The organism is Microbacterium sp. NPDC057658 (assembly GCF_042799975.1).
Classification (GTDB): Bacteria; Actinomycetota; Actinomycetes; order Actinomycetales; family Microbacteriaceae; genus Microbacterium.
Genome location: NZ_JBHVHT010000001.1, coordinates 1,317,348 through 1,340,095, shown reverse-complemented (window position 1 = coordinate 1,340,095; position 22,748 = coordinate 1,317,348). Strand labels below are relative to the sequence as shown.

20 protein-coding genes are annotated in these 22,748 nt (G+C 70.4%); 5 read left to right on the top strand and 15 right to left on the bottom strand.

What is annotated here, in order from left to right; genetic code table 11:
- Nucleotides 1-36: 36 nt before the first annotated feature.
- The 14 genes from ACFU8V_RS06405 to ACFU8V_RS06340 all read right to left on the bottom strand — a co-directional run bounded on the left by ACFU8V_RS06405 (nucleotide 37) and on the right by ACFU8V_RS06340 (nucleotide 16,289).
- Nucleotides 37-4,677: an ExeM/NucH family extracellular endonuclease gene (locus tag ACFU8V_RS06405; RefSeq protein ID WP_378869850.1), complete on the bottom strand. Its 4,641-nt coding sequence runs from the start codon at nucleotides 4,675-4,677 to the stop codon at nucleotides 37-39.
- Nucleotides 4,678-4,918: 241 nt separating this feature from the next.
- Nucleotides 4,919-5,677 (bottom strand): SURF1 family protein, encoded by a 759-nt coding sequence (locus ACFU8V_RS06400; RefSeq protein WP_085606918.1) that lies wholly within the window; start codon nucleotides 5,675-5,677, stop codon nucleotides 4,919-4,921.
- Between the two features lie 57 nt (nucleotides 5,678-5,734).
- Nucleotides 5,735-6,850 carry a GuaB3 family IMP dehydrogenase-related protein gene (locus ACFU8V_RS06395; protein ID WP_025103746.1) on the bottom strand — a complete coding sequence of 372 codons (1,116 nt, stop codon included), beginning with the start codon at nucleotides 6,848-6,850 and terminating at the stop codon, nucleotides 5,735-5,737.
- Nucleotides 6,851-6,895: 45 nt separating this feature from the next.
- Complete coding sequence (locus ACFU8V_RS06390; RefSeq protein WP_025103745.1) at nucleotides 6,896-8,584, bottom strand: ABC-F family ATP-binding cassette domain-containing protein; 1,689 nt, start codon at nucleotides 8,582-8,584, stop codon at nucleotides 6,896-6,898.
- Between the two features lie 80 nt (nucleotides 8,585-8,664).
- Nucleotides 8,665-9,030: a type II toxin-antitoxin system VapC family toxin gene (locus ACFU8V_RS06385; RefSeq protein WP_025103744.1), complete on the bottom strand. Its 366-nt coding sequence runs from the start codon at nucleotides 9,028-9,030 to the stop codon at nucleotides 8,665-8,667.
- Complete coding sequence (locus tag ACFU8V_RS06380; protein WP_025103743.1) at nucleotides 9,027-9,272, bottom strand: AbrB/MazE/SpoVT family DNA-binding domain-containing protein; 246 nt, start codon at nucleotides 9,270-9,272, stop codon at nucleotides 9,027-9,029. The genes ACFU8V_RS06385 and ACFU8V_RS06380 overlap by 4 nt, the downstream gene beginning before the upstream one ends.
- Before the next feature lie 33 nt (nucleotides 9,273-9,305).
- Nucleotides 9,306-11,126 (bottom strand): ATP-binding protein, encoded by a 1,821-nt coding sequence (locus ACFU8V_RS06375; RefSeq protein ID WP_085606878.1) that lies wholly within the window; start codon nucleotides 11,124-11,126, stop codon nucleotides 9,306-9,308.
- Nucleotides 11,123-11,470 (bottom strand): response regulator, encoded by a 348-nt coding sequence (locus ACFU8V_RS06370; protein ID WP_025103741.1) that lies wholly within the window; start codon nucleotides 11,468-11,470, stop codon nucleotides 11,123-11,125. The genes ACFU8V_RS06375 and ACFU8V_RS06370 overlap by 4 nt, the downstream gene beginning before the upstream one ends.
- Entirely contained in the window at nucleotides 11,467-11,610 is a 144-nt protein-coding gene (locus ACFU8V_RS06365) for a hypothetical protein (RefSeq protein ID WP_157524008.1), read from the bottom strand. The genes ACFU8V_RS06370 and ACFU8V_RS06365 overlap by 4 nt, the downstream gene beginning before the upstream one ends.
- A complete protein-coding gene (locus ACFU8V_RS06360) occupies nucleotides 11,607-13,094 on the bottom strand; it encodes a glycosyltransferase family 2 protein (protein ID WP_249520989.1) in 1,488 nt (495 codons plus the stop codon). Before ACFU8V_RS06360 ends, ACFU8V_RS06365 begins: the two co-directional genes overlap by 4 nt.
- The gene (locus ACFU8V_RS06355) at nucleotides 13,094-13,807 is read right to left on the bottom strand and encodes a PHP domain-containing protein (RefSeq protein WP_378869842.1); all 714 of its coding nucleotides are present in this window, start codon (nucleotides 13,805-13,807) and stop codon (nucleotides 13,094-13,096) included. The genes ACFU8V_RS06360 and ACFU8V_RS06355 overlap by 1 nt, the downstream gene beginning before the upstream one ends.
- Complete coding sequence (locus ACFU8V_RS06350) at nucleotides 13,804-14,793, bottom strand: ATP-grasp domain-containing protein (RefSeq protein ID WP_378869839.1); 990 nt, start codon at nucleotides 14,791-14,793, stop codon at nucleotides 13,804-13,806. Before ACFU8V_RS06350 ends, ACFU8V_RS06355 begins: the two co-directional genes overlap by 4 nt.
- Nucleotides 14,793-15,839 carry a response regulator gene (locus tag ACFU8V_RS06345; RefSeq protein ID WP_378869836.1) on the bottom strand — a complete coding sequence of 349 codons (1,047 nt, stop codon included), beginning with the start codon at nucleotides 15,837-15,839 and terminating at the stop codon, nucleotides 14,793-14,795. The genes ACFU8V_RS06350 and ACFU8V_RS06345 overlap by 1 nt, the downstream gene beginning before the upstream one ends.
- Before the next feature lie 138 nt (nucleotides 15,840-15,977).
- Entirely contained in the window at nucleotides 15,978-16,289 is a 312-nt protein-coding gene (locus ACFU8V_RS06340; protein WP_378869833.1) for a DUF2277 domain-containing protein, read from the bottom strand.
- A gap of 100 nt (nucleotides 16,290-16,389) precedes the next feature.
- On the opposite strand from ACFU8V_RS06340, the gene ACFU8V_RS06335 reads away from it, so the two are divergent.
- Complete coding sequence (locus ACFU8V_RS06335) at nucleotides 16,390-16,800, top strand: hypothetical protein (protein ID WP_378869830.1); 411 nt, start codon at nucleotides 16,390-16,392, stop codon at nucleotides 16,798-16,800.
- 72 nt (nucleotides 16,801-16,872) lie between these two features.
- Here the strand turns inward: ACFU8V_RS06335 and guaB are convergent, their stop codons facing one another.
- A complete protein-coding gene (guaB, locus tag ACFU8V_RS06330; RefSeq protein ID WP_025103734.1) occupies nucleotides 16,873-18,375 on the bottom strand; it encodes an IMP dehydrogenase in 1,503 nt (500 codons plus the stop codon).
- Between the two features lie 316 nt (nucleotides 18,376-18,691).
- Between guaB and ACFU8V_RS06325 the strand changes: the two genes are divergently transcribed.
- The 4 genes from ACFU8V_RS06325 to ACFU8V_RS06310 are packed head-to-tail and all read left to right on the top strand — an operon-like array spanning nucleotide 18,692 to nucleotide 22,711.
- Nucleotides 18,692-19,978, top strand: coding sequence for a branched-chain amino acid ABC transporter permease (locus ACFU8V_RS06325; RefSeq protein WP_085605837.1), 1,287 nt, complete (start codon nucleotides 18,692-18,694; stop codon nucleotides 19,976-19,978).
- Between the two features lie 3 nt (nucleotides 19,979-19,981).
- Complete coding sequence (locus ACFU8V_RS06320) at nucleotides 19,982-20,959, top strand: branched-chain amino acid ABC transporter permease (protein WP_025103732.1); 978 nt, start codon at nucleotides 19,982-19,984, stop codon at nucleotides 20,957-20,959.
- Nucleotides 20,949-21,947, top strand: coding sequence for an ABC transporter ATP-binding protein (locus ACFU8V_RS06315; protein ID WP_126894304.1), 999 nt, complete (start codon nucleotides 20,949-20,951; stop codon nucleotides 21,945-21,947). The genes ACFU8V_RS06320 and ACFU8V_RS06315 overlap by 11 nt, the downstream gene beginning before the upstream one ends.
- Entirely contained in the window at nucleotides 21,944-22,711 is a 768-nt protein-coding gene (locus tag ACFU8V_RS06310; RefSeq protein ID WP_025103730.1) for an ABC transporter ATP-binding protein, read from the top strand. Before ACFU8V_RS06315 ends, ACFU8V_RS06310 begins: the two co-directional genes overlap by 4 nt.
- The last annotated feature ends 37 nt before the right edge of the window (nucleotides 22,712-22,748 follow it).

Sequence of the window (22,748 nt, the reverse complement as noted above, 5' to 3'; positions counted from 1 at the left end):
CCCGACGGCCTCCGCCTCGTCATCCGCCGATCGGCATCAGAACCATCCGGTCAGGAGGTCCCACAGCCAGTCGACGATGTCCTTGATGATCCCGCCGATGCCGCCGGCGCGGTTGACGGTGACCGTGGCCGTGGCCTCGTCCCCGTCGGCCTGAGCCACCGCGACGGTGTACTTCCCGGGCTGGGCGTTCTTCGGCACCGTCACCGAGGTGCTGAACGTGCCGTCCTGACGGACCTGCACCGTGCCCACCTGGACGCCCTGGCCCTTCTTCGGCCGGAGCTCGACCGTGACCGTCTCGCCGGGCTGGTAGTCCTTGCCCGTGACGTCGAGCTTCTTGCCCGCGGCCACCTTCGACGAGCCGAGCGCGATGGTCCCCGCGAACTCCTCCTCGCCGGCGATCGTGAACGGCACCTGCACCGTCGTGCCCGTCGCCGGGACCTCGACCGTGAGCTGCTGCTCACCGAACACCCCGGACGGCACCGTGAAGGTGAGGGTGGCGCGGCCGCCCTCGTCGGTGGTGTCCACGATGGTCGGGTCGACCGTGCCGGCCGCGAGCTGGGTGTCGCCGAGCGACAGCGTGACCGCTCCCGGCGCCGCCTCACCACCGCTGAACGCCAGCGAGGAGAGCGAGACCGTCACCTGGTCGCCGGCGCGGTAGCCGTCGGCGTCCGCCGGACTGACGGTCACACCGACCGCACGCTGGGCGAGGTCCGGCGAGGCCGTCTTGTTCGCGTCGAACCAGTCGACCATCGACTGGAGGTCGATCTTGCCGGTGTCCCGCTTGCCCGCCCCCTCCTTGAAGGTGGCGAAGTTGTCGCCGCCCGCCGCGAGGAAGGAGTTCGCCGCCACCGTGTACTCCCCGTTCGGGTCGATCGCGGTGCCGTTCAGCGTGATCGAGGTGATCCGCGAACCCGCGGCCGCCGTCGGGTCGTACGTGTAGACCAGACCCTCGGAGACGCCGAGCTTGAGGAACGGTCGGGCCGATCCGGCGGGCTGCCACTGCTCCTCCAGCACACCCTTCAGCTGCGTGCCGGTGAGGGTCAGCGTGACGAGCGTGTTGGCGAAGGGCTGGACGGTCGCCGCCTCCCGATAGGTGACGTTGCCGTCGGGGTCCTCGGGGTTGCTCGACGCGTAGGTCAGGTTGGCACGGATGCCACCGGGGTTCATGAGAGCGATGTCCGCACCCGTGGACCACTTCTGCACGTCGGCGACGAAGTTGCCGATGGTGGACTCACCACCGCGGTTCTCGGAGCCGTTGGTCTGCCGCGCGCGGTTGAAGTCGGCGGTGATGTCGCCCACCTTCACCGCTCCCAGCACGTCGGCCTCCGCCTTCGCCTTATCGACGATGGCCTGCACCTCCGGCACCGCCGGGTACAGCGGCTTGCCCGCGGACGTGAGGGGCTTGATCTCGTTGGTGATCGAGAGCAGCTCCTTCGTCTTCGGGTCGACCTGGATGTTCATGAGGCCGAGGTTCTCGCCGTACTGCCCCGCCGAGACGACCGGTCGGCCGTCGATGACGTGGTTATAGGCGAGGTGCGTATGCGCCGAGACGATCGCGTCCACGTCGTCGTCGACTCCGTAGACGATCTCGCCCAGCGGCGAGTCCTCGGTGATCGCGGACAGCGCGGTGCTCTCCGCACCCTCGTGCACGAGCAGGATCACGACGTCCGCTTCGCCGTTGGCCGGATCCCCGTCACGCAGGTCGTCGGCCACGGCGTTCACCGAGTCGGCGATGCTGCGCACCTCGAGATCCGCGATGCCCTCGGGCGAGACGAGCGAGTCGAGATCCTCCGTGACGGCGCCCACGAAGCCGACGCGCACGCCGTCGAGCTCCTTGACCCACGCCGGGGCGAGCGCGGGCTCACCGGTCTCCGTGAGGAACACGTTCGAGGAGATGTACTCCCAGTCCGCGCGCTCCTGCACCCGGTCGCGCAGGTCTTCCCAGCCCTGATCGAACTCGTGGTTGCCCGCGGCGCTCACGTCCAGGCCGGCGGCGTTGAGCGCGTCGATGGTCGGGTTGTCGTCGTTGATGAAGGAGGTGAACGTCGACGCACCGATGAGGTCGCCGGCTCCGGCGAAGATCGTGTTCGGGTTCGCCGCACGGAACTGCTGCACCGCCCCCGCGAGCACGGCGGCGCCGGCCGCGGCCCCGTCGGCCTCGATACGGCCGTGGAAGTCGTTCACCGTCACGACGTCGATGTTCACCGGCGGGACCTCCGAGGAGACGCCGACGAGGATCGGGTCGTGGTCGCTGGACCGGTACGGGGTGCCCTCCTCGGTGGCGCCGAACGCGTAGCCGCGGTCGCTCCACTCCGGCGAGTTGATGCCCCACACACCGGCGCCCGTGATCGAGGAGACGAGCGACGGCGAGGCGATCACGTGGTCGAGCGAGCCGAGCTCCCCGTCGAACGTGTACGTGTACTGCCCTGCGGCCTTGTCGGCGGCCACGTCGCTCCACCCCTGCGAGGTGAACACGTCGATCGGGTCTTCCTGCCCATAGGCGTTGAAGTCGCCGATCAGCAGCATGTCGCTGCTGCCGCTGCTCTCGGTCAGCTCATCCGTGAAGGCGAGGATGGCCTGCGCCTGCTTCACCCGGTCGGCGTTGAAGAATCCCTGGCCGTCGGCCGGCTCCGCGCCGGCACCCTGCGGCGGGGACTTCGACTTCAGGTGGTTGGCGACGACGGTGACGACGCGGCCGTCGATGTCGAACGCCTGCGCGATCGGCTCGCGGGCGTTGCCCCACACCGACTCGTCGGTGACGGTGGCGCTGTCGCCCACCGTGCTGACGGCGTCCTTCTTGAAGATGATCGCGTTGGTGATGTAGTCCGTCGTCGCCGGGTCCTGCAGCGCCTTGGGCGTGCGCACGTAGTCCCACACGTCCGCGCCCGCGTCGGCGTTGAGGCCGGCGACGAGGTCCTTCAGGGCGGTGTCGACGGGCTTGCCGAGCTTGACCGAGTTCTCGATCTCCATCAGCGCCACGATCTCCGCGTCGAGGCCGTTGATGGCCGAGACGATCTTGGACTTCTGGATCGCGAACTGGGCGGCGTTCGCCGCACCGCGGGCGTCCGCGTTCTCGCTCTTCAGCGTCGTGAAGTAGTTGTAGACGTTGAACGACGCCACCTGCGCGTCGCCGCCCACCTCGGGGGCCTTCTCGGGACGCGGGTTCGTCGGCTCGAAGGTGACCTTGCGCTCCGCCGGGGAGGCGTCGTCGATCGGGACGACAGGCTGCAGGCGCCAGTCGTCGAAGCCCCACTGGAGCACGTAGCCGTTGGACCCGAAGTCGACGGTGTCGCCGTTGCGGACCACCGTGTCCTCCGTGAAGTACGGCTGCTGGCCCGGGTGGCCGTTGTTGGTCACCTGGATGGACCAGGCGTCGTCGAGCAGGATGCGGTTGGCGCGGTTCTCGGCCGCGATGGCGGCCGCGTCGGCCCCGGGACGCGTGGTCTCGGTGCTCTTGACGTTGAGGTCGTCGCCGGCGTTCAGCCACAGCGCCCCGTAGTTGTACAGCTGGTGGCTCGACGCGAGCCGGTAGGTGCCGGTCGGGGCGACGTACATGTTCTCGTACTGCTCGCGGTCGGCACCGCGCACGGTGTCCGGGAGCGGCGTGAGGGCCGGCACGCCCACACCGGCGGTGACGACGGAGACGTCGGCCACCGCGGCGGGAGCGATCTGGGTCTGGCCGTAGTACTCGCTCACGGTGCCGGTCACCGAGACGAGGTCGCCGATCTCGAGCGTGGGCGCGAGCGCGTTCAGGAAGACGAACACGCCATCCGAGGCGCCGGGAGTCGCGTCGGTCTCGCCGCCCGAGCCCTGCGTCTGGATCACGATGCCCTTGTAGCCGCCCGTCCGATGATCGGCGGTGACGACGCCCTCGACGCGGACGCGCTGTCCGGCCAGCGGCGAGACGTCGCCGGTGCCCTGGACCTCGGCGATCGTGGCGGTCGTGGGCTCCGTCTCCGGCTCCTCGCCCGGGTCGGTGCCGGGATCGGTGCCGCCGGAGTTCTGCGGGGTGATGGTCGCCGACAGCGCGAAGTCCGTCTTGTTGTCGTCCGCGTCCGCGCCGTCCGTGCGGTTCAGCGACCGGACGTCGGTGTTGCTCGTGGGGGCGGCGGCGGCCGCCGTCTCGAAGGTGTTCGAGGTGCCGTAGCCGAGGAGGTCGATCACGCCGTCGACGCCGACCGTCGAGCCGGGAGTCAGGGTGACCGCCGCGGTGCCCTCGACGAGGGCCAGCGTGCCGTTGGTGCCGCTCGGGCTCAGCGTCGTCGTGGCGTCGGGGGTCGGGAGGGCGGCGCCGTTGGTGCCGTTGCTGTTCCCCTGCACGAGGAAGTAGCCGCCCGCGGGGATCGTCCCCTTCAGCGGTGCGACGCCGTTGAAGGCGCCGGTCCCGGTCGCGGAGCGGTACTGCAGGGACAGGCCGTCCAGGGTGACGGGCGCCGTCGTCGGGTTGTACAGCTCCACGAACTTGTTCGTGAACGCCGCCCCGGCGCTGCCGCCGGACAGATACGCCTCGTTGATCACCACCCCGGTGCCGTCGGTGTTCGCCGACGCGGGCGCGGCCACCAGCGAGCCGAGGCTCAGGGCGGCGACGCACGTCGCGGCGAGAGCGCCCACGCGCCCTCGGATTCTGCGGTGCGAGACGGGGGTCAGGGTCTCCCCGTGCTCAGGAGCGGACATCATCGGTGCTGTCTCCTCGATCGTGTTCCGGCGCTGCTCAGGACGCTGTCATCGCACACATCGGGAACTCCCAGCGTGCGCACATGGAGCGAGCATACGGAGCGGTTCAGACATCCTCAACGGAGTTTTCCCATTGGTCACCGAGCGCTCACCGAATGGCCGCGACACCCCCTGACGAAGGTTCACACCGGGCCGACCCGACGCGCAGAAGCGCAGCATCCGACGCGCGGATGCGCAGCGGGTGTCAGGGAGCCGCGGAGCCCTGCGCCTCGTCGAACTCCTCCACCTCGCGCTCCCAGGCGTCCTTCGCCAGGCGGTACCAGAGGTAGAACGCGAAGCCGGCGAAGATGACCCACTCGGCGGCGTAGAACACGTTGAGCCAGTTGACCGGCGACTGCTCGTCGGGCGCCGGGGAGGCGATGTCCACGAGTCCCGCGGTCGCGGTCGTGGCGGTCAGGTAGGGACGGTAGACGTCGAGCTGCTCGGTGTCGTGCCAGCGGCTCAGGAGAGCGGCCGGCGACATCCGGTCCATCTGCTCCGGATCCGAGCGCGGAGGCACCGCCGGCCCCTCATCCGAGATGATGCGACCCGCGACGGGGACCACGCCGCCGTCCGCCTCGGCTTCGAGGCGCTCCACCGCGGCATCGGCGGCCTCGCGATCCGGCGCCCAGCCGATCGCCACCGCCAGCGAGACGCGCTCGTCGACGCGGAGCTGACCGGTGACCCAGTACCCCTCGGCGCCGTCGTTGAAGCGGCTGCCCACGACGAGGAAGTCTCCGGGGATCCAGACGCCCTCGGTCTCCACGCGCTGTCCGACGAGGGGCTCGGGCAGGTACTCCCCCGGCTCCACGACCTCGTCGAGCGGTCGGACCTGCTCGGTCGCCCCCGGCGCCGGAGGATCGGTCTCGATCGCCCGCTCCAGCTGCCACTGGCCGAGCCAGGCGAACACGCCGGCGACGACCAGGCACAGCAGCAGCATCGCGATCCAGCGTCCCCGCAGCATGACCTCACGGAGGGTCGGCGGGAAGGGAGCAGGTGCGGTCACGGTGATGCGGAGACCTCAGGCCTCGTACGGAGCCAGCACGACCTCCACCCGCTGGAACTCCTTGAGGTCGGAGTATCCGGTGGTGGCCATCGACTTGCGCAGCGCGCCGATGAGGTTCGCGGTGCCGTCGGCGACCGGGGCGGGGCCGTAGAGGATCTCCTCCAGCGTTCCGATGCCGCCCACCTCGACGCGTCGTCCGCGCGGGAGCTTGGGGTGGTGTGCCTCGGGACCCCAGTGGAACCCCTGTCCGGGGGCGTCCGTGGCACGGGCCAGGGCGACACCGAGCATGACCGCGTCGGCGCCCATGGCGAGCGCCTTCACGATGTCGCCCGAGGTGCCGACGCCGCCGTCGGCGATCACGTGCACGTAGCGCCCGCCGGACTCGTCGAGGTAGTCCCGACGCGCGGCCGCCACATCCGACACCGCGGTCGCCATGGGGGCGTGGATGCCGAGAGTGGCACGGGTGGTGGACGCCGCACCGCCGCCGAAGCCCACGAGCACGCCGGCCGCGCCGGTGCGCATGAGGTGGAGCGCCGCGGTGTAGGTCGCCGCTCCGCCCACGATCACCGGAACGTCGAGATCGTAGATGAACTTCTTGAGGTTCAGCGGCTCCGCCACGCTCGACACGTGCTCCGCGGAGACGGTCGTGCCGCGGATGACGAACAGGTCGACCCCGGCCGCGGCGACGGTGTCGTAGAACTCCTGCGTGCGCTGCGGAGTGAGGGAGCCGGCGACGGTGACGCCCGCCTCCCGGATCTCGGCGAGGCGGCGGGTGATGAGCTCGGGCTTGATGGGCTCGGAGTAGAGCTCCTGCATGCGCACGGTCGCCCGGTCCTCCGCGAGGCCCGCGATCTCGGCGAGCAGCGGCTCTGGGTCCTCGTAGCGGGTCCAGAGCCCCTCCAGGTCGAGCACTCCCAGACCGCCGAGCTGCCCGAGCATGATCGCGGTGCGCGGGCTGACGACCGAGTCCATCGGCGCACCGAGCACCGGGATCTCGAAGCCGAAGGCGTCGATCGTCCACGCGGTGGACACGTCCTCCGGGTTGCGCGTGCGCCGCGAGGGCACCACCGCGATGTCGTCGAACGTGTACGCGCGACGCGCGCGCTTTCCTCGGCCGAGCTCGATCTCCATGGTCACCCGTCCAGCCTACCCGGCACCCGGCGGCCTCCGCGGCGGTCAGCGCGCACGCGCCACCCGCCGCTCGTCCCACACCGGCTCGTCGGACTCGTAGACCTCGCCGTCCGTGCCGAACACGAGGAACCGGTCGAAGGAGCGCGCGAACCACCGGTCGTGCGTGACCGCCACCACGGTGCCCTCGAAGCGTCCGAGCGCCTCCTCCAGCGCCTCGGCCGACTCGAGGTCGAGGTTGTCGGTGGGCTCGTCGAGGAGGAGCAGGGTCGCGCCGGAGAGCTCGAGCAGGAGCACCTGGAACCGCGCCTGCTGTCCGCCGGAGAGCGATTCGAACGGCTGCTGGGCCTGGCGGACGAGGCCGTATCTGTCCAGCGCCGAACTCGCCGCGTCGCGGGGCATCCCGTCTCGGAGGTCGTCCCCGCGGTGCAGGATCTCGAGCAGGGTGCGGCCGACGAACTCCGGATGCGCGTGGGTCTGCGCGAAGAGCCCCGGCACCACGCGGGCGCCCAGCACCGCACGCCCCGTGTGCGCGACGGGACGGAGCTCCTCCGCGACCGCGGTCACGTGCCCGAGGGACGGGTCCGGGTCGGTGCCGCCGCAGGCCAGCAGCCGCAGGAAGTGCGACTTGCCCGAGCCGTTGGAGCCGAGCACGCCGAGGCGGTCGCCGTACCAGATCTCGGTGTCGAACGGACGCATGAGGCCGGTCAGCTCCAGCCGGTCCGCGACGACGGCCCGCTTGCCGGTCCTGGCGCCGCGGAGGCGCATGTCGAACTCCTGCGCCGGGGGCCGCTCCTCGGGCGGGCCCGCCTCCTCGAACTTCCGCAGCCGCGTCTGCGCCGCCTGGTAGCGGGACGCGAAGCCGTCGTTCGCGGACGCCTTGACCTTGAGGTTCGCGACGAGGACGCGGAGCTTCTCGTGCTGCTCGTCCCACCGTCGGCGCAGCTCGTCGAGCCGGTCCATCCGATCGGTGCGCGCCTGGTTATAGGTGGCGAAGCTCCCGCCGTGCACCCAGGCGGTCGACCCCGCCGCGCCGGGCTCCAGCGTGATCAGACGATCGGCGGCCCTGGCGAGGAGCTCGCGGTCGTGCGAGACCAGCAGCACGGTCTTGTCGGTGGCGCGCAGCCGCTCCTCGAGCCATCGCTTGGTCGGCACGTCGAGGTAGTTGTCCGGCTCGTCGAGCAGGAGCACCTCGTCCGGGCCGCGCAGCAGCGCTTCCAGGGCGAGCCGCTTCTGCTCGCCGCCGGAGAGGGAGGTGAGCTCGCGGTAGCGCGCCCGCTCGAACGGCACGCCGAGCGCCGCCACGGTGCACTGGTCCCACACGGTCTCGTGCTCGTAGCCGCCGGCATCCGCGTACTCGGCGATCGCGGAGGCGTAGGCCATCTGGGTGTCGTGCTCGTCGCGGTCGATGAGGGCGTTCTCCGCGGCCTCCAGCGCCTCCGCGGCGGCACGGAGGCGGGTGGGAGCCACCCGCACGAGCAGCTCGTGCACGGTCTGGCCCGGCTCGCCGTGTCCGACGAACTGGTCCATGACGCCGAGGCCGCCGTCGATGGTCACGACCCCGTCGTCGGCCGGCTGCTCGCCGCGGATGATCCGCAGCAGCGTCGTCTTCCCGGCACCGTTCGGTCCGATGAGAGCACTCGTCGAGCCCGCCCCGACACGGAACGACACCTCGTCGAGAAGCGGTCTGCCATCGGGAAGCGTCAGCGAGACTCCGGATGCGTCGATGTACCCCACAGGCGTGGCCGTCCTTCCGCCCGCGGACAGCGAGCCGACCAGGCTATCAGTCCGCAGGGCTTCGCGACGACCGGGACGAGCTACGGTCGTAGCTGCTCGATGCGCCCGCCGTCGCCCCATGCCCGGTCCGCGGTCAGCACCGCCGCGTCCATCCGTTCGGCGAGCGCCAGGCACAACCGGTCTCCGAGAGAGAGCCCGGTGCCCCGGGCCCAGAGCGCTGCCGCCCTTTCCGCGTCGCGATGCGAGACGGGCTCGATCGTCAGACGATAGCTGAGGAGGAGTCCGGAGGCGATGCCCCAGTCGGCCCCGGCGGCGCGCACCTTCTGGGCCACCTCCGACCAGTTCGCCGCACCGATGACGCCGCCATCGAGAGCCTGCTCCACGCGGGCGGCACCGGGCTCGTCCTGAAGGAATGCCAGCACAGCCGACGCGTCGAGGACCGTCACGCCGCGTCGTCCTGCGCAGCGGCCGCGCGGCGCTCGGCGAGCAGAGCCTCCAGGACGCTCTGCCCCTCGAGCTGACTGCGGATGAGCGCCTTCGCCTGTTCGCGAGTGAGGAGGACGACGCCGCCCTCCGCTTCGATCATCAGGAGGGGAACGCCCTGATCCCAGTGCTGCCGCGCGCGCAGCTCAGCCGGAATCACCAGACGGCCGCGGTCTCCCATCGGAGCGACGAAGGTGGTATCCATCAACCCACGATACCACTGCCCGTCCTCGCGTGGTCAGTCCGCGCGGCTGAGGGTCTGCAGCACCTCGGTCTTGGGAGCCGCCGGGAGGAAGAACCGGAACTCGGTGCCCACCCCCTCCTCGCTGGTCACGTCCATGGACCCGCCGTGGGCCAGCACGATCGCCCGCGTGATCGTGAGCCCCAGCCCCACCCCCGGCACGGCGTTGCGGGTGGCCGTCGAGGCCCGGAAGAACCGGGTGAAGAGCATGCGCTGCTCGTCCTGCGGGATCCCGACCCCGGTGTCGGCGATGGCGACCTGCACCCCGCCGTCGAGGCGACGCACGGCGGCCGTCACCCGACCCCCGCGCGGGGTGAACTTGATGGCGTTCGAGAGGAGGTTGTCCACCGCCTGCCCGAGGCGTCCGGGATCGACGAGCAGCGGGATCGGCTCGTCCCCGACCTGCAGGTCCAGCTCGATCCCCTCGCGCTGCGCGTGCGGCCCCGCCGAGGCCACGGCCGTACGCACGAGCGCCGCGACGTCCGCCTCGTCCCGTTCCAGGGGGAAGCGCCCCGACTCCACCTGCGCCGTGAAGAGCAGGTCGCCGACGAGGTTCAGCAGGCGTTTCGCGTTGCGCTCGATGATGCCGACGAACTCCTGCTGGTCCTCCGTCAGCGGCTGACCCGGATCGTTCTGCAGCAGGTCGAGGAAGCCGATGATCGCGCTCAGCGGCGTCCGCAGCTCATGGGAGATCATCCCCACGAACTCGTCCTTCATGCGCGCGACCTCGACGGCTCTCGTCTCATCGGTGAGCACGAACAGGTAGCCCTGCTGCGCGCCGGACGGATCCTTGTGCGGCGTCACGGTCACCCGGGCGGGTACCGTCGTGCCGCCCGCGGTCTTGACCTCGATGTCGCCGTCGACCGTGTTCCCCGCGTCCGCCTGGGCGAAGAGCTCGCAGAGGCCCTCCGGCACGTCCGCGCGCTCGTCGGGCGCACCGGGCACGCGCGGTGCGCGCGCGACCCCCTCGCGTGCGGCGGTGTCCTCGGCCAGCATGGTCAACGCCGACGACGAGAAGAAGCGATCGACACGTACGTCGTCGAGAGCCTCGTCGTGAGAGAGCCCGAGCAGGCGGACAGCCCCGGGGTTCCAGGCCGTGACGCGCCCCTCGCGATCGGTGCCGATCACGGCCTGCGCGGTGATCGACGCCCACAGGCCCTCGAACGAGTCGAGCAGCACGCGGTACTCGTGCTCCTTCTGCCGCAGCTGCACGATCATCGAGACGTTCTCGGACAGCGCCTTGGTCCGCTCCGTGACGAGCTCCTCCGCCTGCTGCACCCGCAGGCGCTGTTGCCGGGAGAGCTCGTTCACCACGGCCGCGACGGCCGCGAAGACGAGAGGACCGACGACGCCGCGGAGCCACACGACCGCGTTCGTCGGCGGTTCGATGACGTAGGGGATCAGGAGCGCGAGCGACGTGAACGCGCCGACGACGAAGACCCAGCGGATGCCGGGCGCCGCCGCGATCCAGATCACGGGGAGCAGCACGAGCGCGCTGAAGAGCGAGGCCGCCCCTCCCGTCCCCGCGCGGAAGAGCCCCAGTCCCAGGATGTCGACCATCGGGACCAGGAGCACGATCCAGCCCTCCCGGATGTGCAACGCGCTGAGCACTCCGGCGTGGAGCGTCGCGACGAGGACGATCGCGAGGCCGGCGAGGGCGAGGGTGAGATCGGTGAACGGCAGGCTGGGGATGGCCCAGGTCATCACGCCCGCGATCGCCGCGGCGACGAGCGTCGGGACCTGCTTGATGATCGGGTTCGGGTTGTCGACGACCCGGTACCAGCGGTTCTCGGCGCGCTCCAGCGGTGTCGCCCTCATCGCGGAACCCGTTCCACGGCGCGATGGAGGTCGGCCCCGGTGATCGGCTTCGGCAGGGCCGCGTCCGCCGGCGGGTACTCCGCGACATCCAGCACCGAGCTGACGATGAGGAAGCACTCCGGATAGCGTTCGTGGATCAGGCGGCAGCAGGCCTGCCCGGAGATGCCGGGCAGCAGCAGGTCCAGGACGGCGACCTGGGGGTCGATGTCCGGGAAGGCGGCGATGGCAGACTCCGCATCGGGCGCGACGAACACGTCGAAGCCCTCCCGGTCGAGGTACCGCCCCAGGAGGGTCGCCTGATCCGGAGCGTCCTCGACGACCAGGGCGAGCGGCCGTCCGGTCATCGCAGGAGCAGCTCTCGGACGACGACGATCACGACCACGACGGCGAGGGAGATGAGCGCCTGCGGGATGAGGCGGCGCTCCTTCCGGGCGTCGGCCGCGATCTCCTCCACCTCGGCGTCGTGCGATGGTGCGTCGGTCATGAGTCGACCCGTCCGATCTTCTCGGTCTTGATCCAGGAGGCGTCCGCGCGACGCCACTCCTTGAGGTACGAGTCGGCGGTGATCGCGCACAGCAGCGATCCGTACCCGCAGACGTAGAGCAGCAGGCCCGCGAAGAAGCGTCCGGCCGGAAGCGGCTCGACCGCCCGCGCGAGCCAGATGCCGAGCATCGACACCGGCCCCCAGAGGGCGAACGCCATCAGCCACAGCACCCGCGTCTGCTCCGTCGACTCCTGCCCCGCCGCGCCGATCAGACCGTCCAGGGCCCAGGGGAACAGCGCCAGGGCCATGAGGATCAGCGCCCCGAGCCCCGGGAACATGATCGCCTCGCGCCAGGACTGCCGCCCGATGCGCGGATCGAGCTGGACGGAGTAGAGCATCGAGAAGATGTAGATGGCCGCCGCGGCGATCCACATGAACCGGAACACGAACTCCGCGACGTCGCTGTGCAGGAGCAGGAGGACGATCATCGCGGTGGCGGCGAGGAGCAGGAGCGCCGGCATCAGCAGGATCGTGAACCAGGCCAGCCCGAAGGGGATGCTGCCCAGGTTGTGGTCGCGACTCGGACGGAACCAGAGCTTCTTGTAGATCGAGGTGAGCTGCACGTTGCCGCGCGCCCAGCGCAGCCGCTGCTTCCAGAGACTGTCGATCGTCCGCGGCTCCTCGGCGAGCACCACGGCGTGCGGTTCGAACACCATCCGGCGGCCGTGGAGCTGACTCTCGAAGGTCGTCATGGTGTCCTCGGCGAGCGTGCCCGTCGGGATGCGTCCGCCGATCGCCTCGAGGTTCGCGCGGGAATGCAGCTGGGCGCCCCCGGCGAGGCAGGCGATCGCTCCCCCGACGTTCTGCGTGCGCCGTGCCGAGAGCTGGCCGATGACGTACTCGATCGCGATGAACCGGGTGAGGTAGTTGCGGTCCCTGCTGCCCTCCGCGATGTAGGCCGTGACGGCCCCGACCTCCTCGTCCGCGAGGTGCCGGGTGAGCTTGCGCAGGGAGTTGCGCGCGAAGATCACGTCGGCGTCCATGATGAGCACCGCCTCGGTCCACGGGTCGGCGAGCACGACGTCGAGGCCGTGGTTCAGCGTGTGCGCCTTGCCTTCGCCACCCTTCTCGCGTCGCAGGTGGACGACCCGCCCCGGATAGGTCGCCGCCTTCTGCTGCACGATGGCCGGGGTGTCGTCCGTGGAGGCGTCGTCGACGACGAAGACACGGAGGCGCTCGGCGGGGTACTCGAGCTGGAGCAGCCGCTCGATCGCGGGGCCGATGACGAGGCCCTCGTTCCATGCCGGGATGACCACGGCCACGTTCGGGTGGTACGGCACAGCCTTGCCGTAGTGGTTGCGGAAGGCGTGCAGCGGCAGCATGAGGAACTGCAGCCCGGTGTTGACGACGGGCAGGGTGCCGACGAACACGCAGAGGAGGAGGATGACGACGACGACCGTCTCGATCCAGGTCAGTTCGGGCATCAGCGTCCTTCCGTCCCGGTGAGCAGCGGGACGATGCGGGAGTACCGGCCGACGTCTGCGGCCACGTGGCTGTCGGTGGAGGCCACGATGCCGGCGCCCGCGCGCTCCAGGGCGTTCAGCGCCTCCGCGCCGGGGCACACCCACTTCTCGTTGACCTCGACGAGGGTGTCCGTCTCCGCGGCGGCGCGCGCCCACGCGTCCAGCCGCTCGGCTCCGAGCTCCTCCTCCGCGAGACCGATCTTCGGCAGGATCGAGAAGCAGTGCGCGAGCTGGTTGCCCGGATGGCGGCGCATGGTGGCGATGACGGCGTCCACGAACTGGTCGAGGACGTCGGCCGGCGCCCAGCCCGCGGCGATGCGCTCGCGGACCGCGGTGGGTCCGAGCGGCCCGTCCACACCGGGGAACTGATGATCGGCGATGAGGATCCGGTCGATGCCCGCCGGAAGCGCCGGGATGTCGAGCGCGCCCGAGGCGTCGAGGATCTTCGCCTCCACTCCGGTGAGCACCGTCAGTCCGTCCGGGACGCGCAGGCCGCGGACGGCGGCGAGGTACTCCGGCACCCAGGTCGTGGTCTGCCGCACGTGGTCGACGAGACGGACGGTGTCGAGACCGACGGCCGCAGCCGCGGCGACGTTCTCCTCCAGCGTGGAGACCGCGTCGTCGGAGAACGTGGAGTGGACGTGGTGGTCTCCGCGCAGAGCGGGATGACTCACAGCTCCTCCTGGTGACCGGCGTGCGCCGACACGAGCACGTCGTCGACCTCGACGATCACGTCCTCCAGGAAGCGCACGGAGGCGACCTCACGGAAGGGCACCTGCACCGGGATCTCCCGGCCGAGGAAGAGGTCGGCGACGAGCGACGGGATGTCGACCCCGGCGGCGATCGTCAGCGGGAGCGCCCCGGGGAAGCGCGGGTTGACCTCGAGCAGCACGGCCCGCCCGTCCCGATCGCGGCGGAGCTGCACGTTGGCGACGCCGACGAGGCCGATCGCCCGCGCGATGGCGGCAGCGGTCGCCTCGAGCTCGGGGTCACGGAGGGTGCGGCCGGCGATCGCGACCCCGGAGTCCACGCGGGCACGGGTGCGCGGCACCGCCGCGACCACGCCACCGGAGGCGTCGGCGATCACATCGACCGAGTACTCCTCGCCCGGGAGGAAGTCCTGCACGATCAGCCCCTCATCCGTAGGGAGGGCGGCGAGCGCCTCCGCGTCGGGGACGAGGCGCACGCCGCGGCTGCCCGCCCCCTGCCGGGGCTTGGCGAACACGGGGAACTCCCACGCGACCTCCGCGGCATCCGGGCCGGCGAGCACGGTGCGCGGCACACGACCGGTCGGCGCGCAGCGCTCCGCGAGGGCGAGCTTGTCGAGGGCGGTGTGCAGCGTGTCGGCGGGCGGCGCGGCGAGGACCGCGGGGGCCAGCTCGTCCCGGCGGTCCGCGAGCGCGATCAGCTCCACGTCGACGGTGGAGATCACGAGGTCGAGACCGTCCTCGGCGACCATCCGCGCGATCGCCGGCACGAAGTCCGCATCCCGCCCCGGGGGAACCAGACGACGCTGCGCCGGCGGGACGAGGTAGATGCCGCTCGCCCAGCCGTCCATGTCGGCCGCGAAGACCGTCAGATCGGACCGGCGCAGCAGGGAGCGGATCACCGCGACTCCGGCGGGGCCCCCGGCTCCGGTGACCAGTACGCGCTTCTTCATCAGCTCTCCCGTCGGGTCAGTTCATGGGCGCCGATGAACTCGGCGGTCTCGCGCACGACCTCCAGCGGCTCGACGGCCACGCCGCCGCCGAACCGCGACCAGTAGCGGGCGGTGGCCGTGACGAACTCCGGCGCGAGGTACTCCCGGTTCGCGGCGGCCTGGGACTGGAAGCACTCCAGCAGCCGCAGCTTGTCGTCGAGGAAGCGGTCGATGCGGACGAAGCGCGTGGGCCGGTAGTCGATGGTCGCGGAAGGGCTCTGGTAGCACGCGACCGTGCCGACGCGGCGCGTCGCGACGATCGTCGCCTCGTTCACCGCGCGGTGATCCTGGTGGCGGTCATGGTGCGAGTGCGTGTAGACGATGGTCGGCTGGATCTCCTGCACGACCTCCTCGATGAGGCGGACGGTCGACCCGCCACCGGAGATCTCGGTGTCGACCAGGTCTTTCACGAACAGCCGAGCGCCCACCTGCTCGGCGGCGGCGAGGGACTCGTGCTGGCGGCTGTCCGCATCACCGCCGCGCGCTCCGCGGGAGAGCGTGAGGATGGTGATGCGATCGCCGGCGGCCGCATGGGCTGCGAGGATGCCGCCGACACCGATCTCGACGTCGTCCGGGTGCGCTCCGACCGCGAGGACGACCTCACCGGTCTTCGCCTCCGCTGTCCGGCGCCGGGACTCCTCGACGAGCCGGGTGACCGATTCCACGAGCCGGGCGTTGTCGAGCGGCTTGGTGAGGAACTCGTCGGCCTGCGCCCGGAGCGCGGAGACGGCGTACTCGACCGAGACGTGCGCCGTCATGACGATGACCGGCACGGTGGGCATGAGGCGGCGCAGCTCCGCGAGGAGCTCCAGGCCGCTGAGTCCCGGCATCTCGATGTCGGTGACGACGACGTCCGGTTTCACCGCCGCGGCCTTCTCGAGCGCCGACCGGCCGTCGTCCGCGAGATCGACGACGCAGCCCGCACGCCGTTCCAGGACGGTCTTCACGAGCAGGGCGACGTCGTGGTCGTCGTCGACGACGAGGATGCGAGGGGTGACCTCAGCCATGTACAGCTCTCCTTGGGGAGATTCCCTGCCGAGGGGATTCGGCGGTGCGACCGCGGTGCCTTCATCACCGGGCCGCAGGGAAAGTCGAGCGGGGTACGTCGATTCTGGCACAGGGCTCCACCCCCGGCCCGCAGCGCTTCAGCCCGCGCGCGCCGCCCGCTTCTCCTCCTGGTAGAGCCGGATCGCCTCGTACCGCTCCGCCGATCGCGCCCGCCTCTTCGCCGCCTGCTCCTCGCGGTTCTTGGGCGGCGCCGAGGTCACGAGATCATCGAGCAGCCGCCGCGTGGCCGCGGCGATCTCGGCCACCGCGCGATCGAAGACCTCACGGTTCGCCCGCGACGGCGCCGTCGTCCCGGAGATCTTGCGGACGAACTGGAGCGCAGCCTCGCGGCACTCCTCGTCGGTGGCCGCGGGCTCGAGGTTGTTCAGAGGCACGATGTTCCGGCACATACCGGCACCGTACGCGCGGCTCGCGGGCCGCGAAAGGGGGATGGCATGCCCGTCCCGCCGTCGCTACGCTCTGGGCTACGACCGGAACCGAGGAGAGATCATGACCGACGCACCGCCGCCCGACGCCCCGCCGCCCTACAACCCGCCGCCGCCCAGCAGCACGCCCTCGCCGTATCCCGCCGCCTCCGCTCCCCCGCCCGGCACCGCCGCCGCGCAGGACGTGCCGACGTCGCCCCCGGGGCGGGTGCTGTCGATCATCGGCCTCGTGCTGGCGTTCCTGCTGCCGCCGGTCGGCCTCATCCTCAGCATCATCGCCGCCGTGCAGCTCGGCAAGGCGAAGGCTCCCAAGGGCATCGCGATCGCCGGCATCATCGTCGGCGCCGTCCTGACGATCTTCGCGATCATCGGCATCATCCTGCTGGCGACCGTGCTGGCCGGCGTGATCGGGACGTGCGCCGAGCTCGGCCCCGGGGTCTGGGACGTCGGCGGCGTCACCTACCGCTGCGGCTGACCGCACCGCTAATGACGAGGGGCCGGATGCAGCGCATCCGGCCCCTCGTGCGTCCCCTTGCGGGGGTCGCGGTCACTTCTTGTAGTTCGGCGCCTCGACGACGATCTGCACGTCGTGCGGGTGCGACTCCTTGAGCCCGGCCGAGGTGATGCGCACGAACTTGCCGCGCTGCTTGAGCTCCTCGATGGTGCGGGCGCCGACGTAGAACATCGACTGCCGCAGGCCGCCGACGAGCTGGTAGGCGACGGCCGAGAGCGGGCCGCGGTAGGGGACCTGGCCCTCGATGCCCTCCGGGATCAGCTTGTCGTCGCTGGGCACGTCGGCCTGGAAGTAGCGGTCCTTCGAGTAGGACGTCTGCTTGCCGCGCGTCTGCATGGCACCGAGCGAGCCCATGCCGCGGTACTGCTTGAACTGCTTGCCCGACTGGAAGACGATCTCGCCCGGCGACTCGTCCGTGCCGGCCAGGAGCGAGCCGAGCATCACGGCGTCGGCACCGGCGACGAGCGCCTTCGCGATGTCGCCCGAGTACTGCAGGCCGCCGTCGGCGATCACCGGGACGCCGGCGGGGCGCGCCGCGAGCGAGGCCTCGTAGACGGCGGTGACCTGCGGCACGCCGACACCGGCGACCACGCGGGTGGTGCAGATCGAGCCGGGGCCCACGCCCACCTTGACCGCGTCGACGCCCGCGTCCACGAGCGCCTGCGCGCCCTCGCGGGTGGCGACGTTGCCGCCGATCACGTCGATGTGGGCGAACGACTCGTCGGCCTTGAGGCGCTTGACGAGGTCGATCACGCCCTGCGACTGCCCGTTGGCGGTGTCCACGACGAGCACGTCCACCCCGGCGTCGCGGAGGGCCTCGGCGCGCTCCCACGCGTCGCCGAAGAAGCCGATCGCCGCGCCCACCCGCAGGCGGCCCTGGTCGTCCTTGGTGGCGAGCGGGTACTTCTCGCTCTTGTCGAAGTCCTTGATGGTGATGAGGCCGGCGAGCTTGCCGTCCTCGTCGATGAGGGGCAGCTTCTCGACGCGGTGCTTCGCGAACAGCGCGATGACCTCGCCCGCGGCGACGCCGACGGGGGCGGTGACGAGGTTCTCCCTCGTCATGACGTCCTTGACGAACGTGCTCTGACGCTCGAAGCCGGAGACGAAGCGCATGTCGCGGTTCGTGATGATGCCCACCAGGCGACCCTCGTCGTCCACGACCGGGAGGCCGGAGATCCGGTACTTGGCGCAGAGCGCGTCGACCTCCTCCACCGTCGCGTCCTGCGTCGTGGTGATCGGGTCGGTGATCATGCCGGACTCGCTGCGCTTCACGCGGTCGACGTGCGCGGCCTGGTCGGCGATCGAGAGGTTGCGGTGCAGGATGCCGATGCCGCCCTCCCGGGCCATGGCGATCGCCATGCGGGATTCGGTCACCGTGTCCATCGCGCTGGAGAGCAGCGGCGTCGCGACGGAGATCCGTCGGGTGATCCGGGACGACGTGTCGGCCTCACTGGGGATGACGTCGGTGTGCCCGGGGAGCAGCAGCACGTCATCGTAGGTCAGTCCGACGAAGCCGAAGGGATCGTGCTGGTCCATGGAATCTCCTCCTGCGCGAGTGGCGCGGATCCGGGTGCGAATGGGGGGTCGACGTCGGCCGGTGCGCGGGCGTGACCCGTATGGAGATTCTAAGCGAGACACGCCCGAGAACATTCCCAGGGCCCTGTCGTTACCGGACCGTTGGCCGGGACGATAGGTGATTCGCCGATCGCCCATTACGCTCAAGTGCGTCGTCCATCCCCGCGGTTCGACCCGAGCCCGCGGAGACAGCACTCACAGTGGAGGTTGCGTGGGACCCACAGCACTCGCCGGACCGCGAAAGCGCCCTTGGGCCTTCGCCTTCTTCGGAATCCTGATGGCGCTCGCGGCATCGCTCCTGCTCCCTCCCTCAGCGGCCTCCGCCGAGACCACGGACGACGGGCAGGAGGTCACCGACTTCTACTTCGCCGGCGTCGTCACCAACGGCGACGAGCCCGTCGAAGGCGTCGTCATGACGATCGAGGGCAACGGCTTCGACGCCGAGACCGAGACGGACGCCGAGGGCAAGTGGCGCCTCTACGTGCCGGAGAAGGAGACGTACACCCTCACGGTGGACGAGTCCACGCTTCCGGACGGCGTGATCGTCGACGCGACGCAGCTTCCCGAGGGCATCCAGCCCGTCGCAGGCACCACCGCCTCGTTCGAGCTGGAGTTCGGTCTCACCGGGACGAAGATCGTCAACCTCTTCCTCGGCGAAGGCGAGCGGGTGACCGTCTCCTTCCTCGATCAGCTCCTGTCGCGCCTGGTGGGCGGTCTGAACTTCGGACTCCTGCTGGGGCTCGCCTCGATGGGCGCCGCGCTCATCTACGGCACGACCCGGCTGTCGAACTTCGCGCACGGCGAGATGGTGACGTGGGGTGCGGTGATCACCCTCGTCGTCACCTCCTTCTGGCAGCTCCCGCTGTGGGCCGGCATCATCGCCGCGGTCATCGGCGGCGCGGCGCTCGGCTGGGCGCTGGACGCCGGCATCTGGAAGCCGCTGCGGCGCCGTGGTCTGGGCGTCGTCCAGCTCATGATCGTCAGCATCGGCCTCTCGCTGGCCCTGCGCTACGGCCTGCAGTACATCATCGGCGGCAACACCTACCAACTGCCCGGCGCGAGTCCGGAGCCGATCCGCCTCGGTCCGATCTCCCTGTCGTACATCGACATGATCGGCATGGCCACGAGCATCATCGTGATCCTCGGCGTCGCGTTCTTCCTCACCCGCACCCGCACCGGGAAGGCGACGAGGGCGATCTCGGACAACCCGCAGCTCGCCGCCGCCTCCGGCATCGACGTGGACAAGGTCATCCGCGTCGTCTGGATCCTCGCCGGTACCCTGGCCGCGATCTCCGGCATCCTCTGGGCGTACTTCCGCCCCGGCGTGAAGTGGGACATGGGCATGCAGATGCTGCTGCTGATGTTCTGCGCCATCACGCTCGGCGGTCTCGGCTCCGCGATCGGCGCGCTGATCGGCTCGATCATCGTCGGCCTCGCCGTCGAGGTCTCCACGCTCCTCGGAGTGCCGACCGACCTCAAGTACGCCAGCGCCCTCGTCGCGCTGATCATCATCCTGCTCGTGCGACCGCAGGGCATCCTCGGACGCAAGGAAAGGTTGGGCTGACGCATGGACTTCGGAAGCATCTTCGGCAACACCGCCTCCTACCTGTTCAGCCCGACGACGATCGCCTACGCGCTCGCGGCCACCGGCCTCGCGGTGCACTTCGGGTACACGGGTCTGCTCAACTTCGGCATGGCGGCGTTCATGGCGATCGGCGGCTACGGCTACGCGATCTCGATCCTCACCTTCGGATTCCCGTGGTGGCTGGGCGTGCTCGTCGGCATCACCGGCGGCGCGCTCTTCGCCCTGCTGCTGGGCATCCCGACCCTGCGGCTGCGCGCCGACTACCTCGCCATCGCGACCATCGCGGCCGCCGAGGTCGTCCGCCTGATGTTCGTCACCGAGCTCTTCAAGGACTGGACGAACTCCGCGGGCGGTCTGTCCGGGTACCACCAGAGCTTCCGCGACGCCAACCCGTTCCCCCCGGGGACCTACGGCTTCGGCCCGTGGACGTACAACGCCAACGACCTCTGGGTGCGGGTGTTCGGACTGCTCACCCTCGCTCTGACGATCCTCGTGGTCTGGGCGCTCATGCGCAGCCCGTGGGGCCGGGTGCTCAAGGGCATCCGCGAGGACGAGGACGCCGTGCGCTCGCTCGGCAAGAACGTCTTCGCCTACAAGATGCAGGCGCTCGTGGTGGGCGGTGTGATCGGTGCGCTCGGCGGCATCGTCTTCGTCCTGCCGTCGGCGGTCATCCCCGGCAGCTACTCGACGTCGCTGACATTCTTCCTGTGGACGATCCTGCTCCTCGGCGGCGCGGCCACGGTGTTCGGCCCCACGCTCGGCGCCGTCCTGTTCTGGGTGGTGTTCGCCTTCCTCGGCGCGCTCCTCCCCGCGATGGCCACGGCCGGCTACCTGCCCATGACGAGCGCTCAGGCCGACGTGGTGCGCTACATCCTCATCGGCATCGTGCTGATGCTCATCGTCGTGTTCCGCCCGCAGGGCATCCTGGGGAACAAGAGGGAGATGACCTTTGTCAAGTGAGAACGACGCGGCCGTCACGCCCGCGAAGAGCGCTCCCCGCGCCAAGACCACCGGCCTCGCCGCGGGTCCCGCCGCCCCCGGAGTCAAGAAGGTCGACCCGATCCTCGTCGTGGACGCCGTTCAGCGGCGCTTCGGCGGCCTCACGGCGGTCGACGTCGACCACCTTGAGATCCCGCGCGGCGCCATCACGGCGCTCATCGGCCCCAACGGCGCCGGCAAGACCACGCTGTTCAATCTCCTGTGCGGCTTCGACAAGCCCAACAGCGGCACGTGGTCCTACGACGGCAAGAACCTGTCCGGCATCCCGTCGTTCAAGGTCGCCCGGATGGGACAGGTGCGCACCTTCCAGCTCACCAAATCGCTGTCGCTGCTGACCGTGCTGGAGAACATGAAGCTCGGCGCGAAGGACCAGCGCGGCGAGGGCTTCTGGGCAGGGCTGTTCCCCTTCCTCTGGCGCAAGCAGGAGCAGGAGATCGAGCAGCGCGCCCACGAGCTCCTCGCGCGCTTCAAGCTCGACGCCAAGGAGCAGGACTTCGCGGCGTCGCTCTCCGGCGGGCAGCGCAAGCTGCTGGAGATGGCCAGGGCCCTCATGAGCGACCCGAGCCTGGTGATGCTCGACGAGCCGATGGCCGGGGTGAACCCCGCCCTCACGCAGTCGCTCCTCGATCACATCCTCGACCTCAAGGACCTCGGGATGACCGTGCTGTTCGTGGAGCACGACATGCACATGGTCCGTCACATCGCCGACTGGGTGGTCGTGATGGCCGAGGGGCGCGTGGTGGCCGAGGGGCCGCCGGAGACCGTCATGGAGGACCCCGCGGTGGTGGACGCCTACCTCGGCGCCCACCAGGACGTGGACCTCGGCGCCGTCACCGGCCGTCTCCCGGTGATCTCCGACGCCGACGCGGAGCGCATCCGCGAGCAGATCGAGACCGAGGTCGAGGCCGAGGTCGAGGCCGAGGACGCCGCCGAGGAGGGCAAGGCATGAGCACCGCAACCCCCGCCGAGGGCGCCGCCCGGGCCGACGACGTGGTCGTCGAGCTGAAGGACGTGCACGCCGGCTACCTGCCGGGAGTCAACATCCTCAACGGCGCCAACCTCGTCGCCCGCCAGGGTGAGCTCATCGGCATCATCGGCCCGAACGGCGCCGGGAAGTCGACGCTCCTCAAGGCGATCTTCGGCATGGTGAACGTCCGCGAGGGCGACATCACGGTCAAGGGTGAGAGCATCGTCGGTCTCAAGGCCGACAAGCTCGTGCGCCGCGGTGTGGCCTTCGTGCCGCAGACGAACAACGTGTTCCCGTCGCTCACCATCCAGGAGAACCTGGAGATGGGCCTCTACCAGAACCCGAAGATCTTCGCGGAGCGACTCGAGTTCGTCAGCAGCATCTTCGCCGAGATCGGCAAGCGCCTGAAGCAGCGGGCCGGCTCGCTCTCCGGCGGTGAGCGGCAGATGGTGGCCATGTCGCGCGCGCTCATGATGGACCCCTCGGTGCTGCTGCTGGACGAGCCGTCCGCCGGTCTCTCCCCCGTGCGACAGGACGACGCCTTCATCCGCGTCTCCGACATCAACAAGGCGGGCGTCACGACGATCATGGTCGAGCAGAACGCCCGCCGGTGCCTGCAGATCTGCGACCGCGGCTATGTGCTCGACCAGGGCAAGGACGCCTACGAGGGCACCGGCCGGGAGCTGCTGAACGACCCGAAGGTCATCGGCCTCTACCTCGGCACCCTCGGGACCGACGCGGCCTGAGACGCGGCCCCGGAACGACGAAGGCCCCGGATGCCGA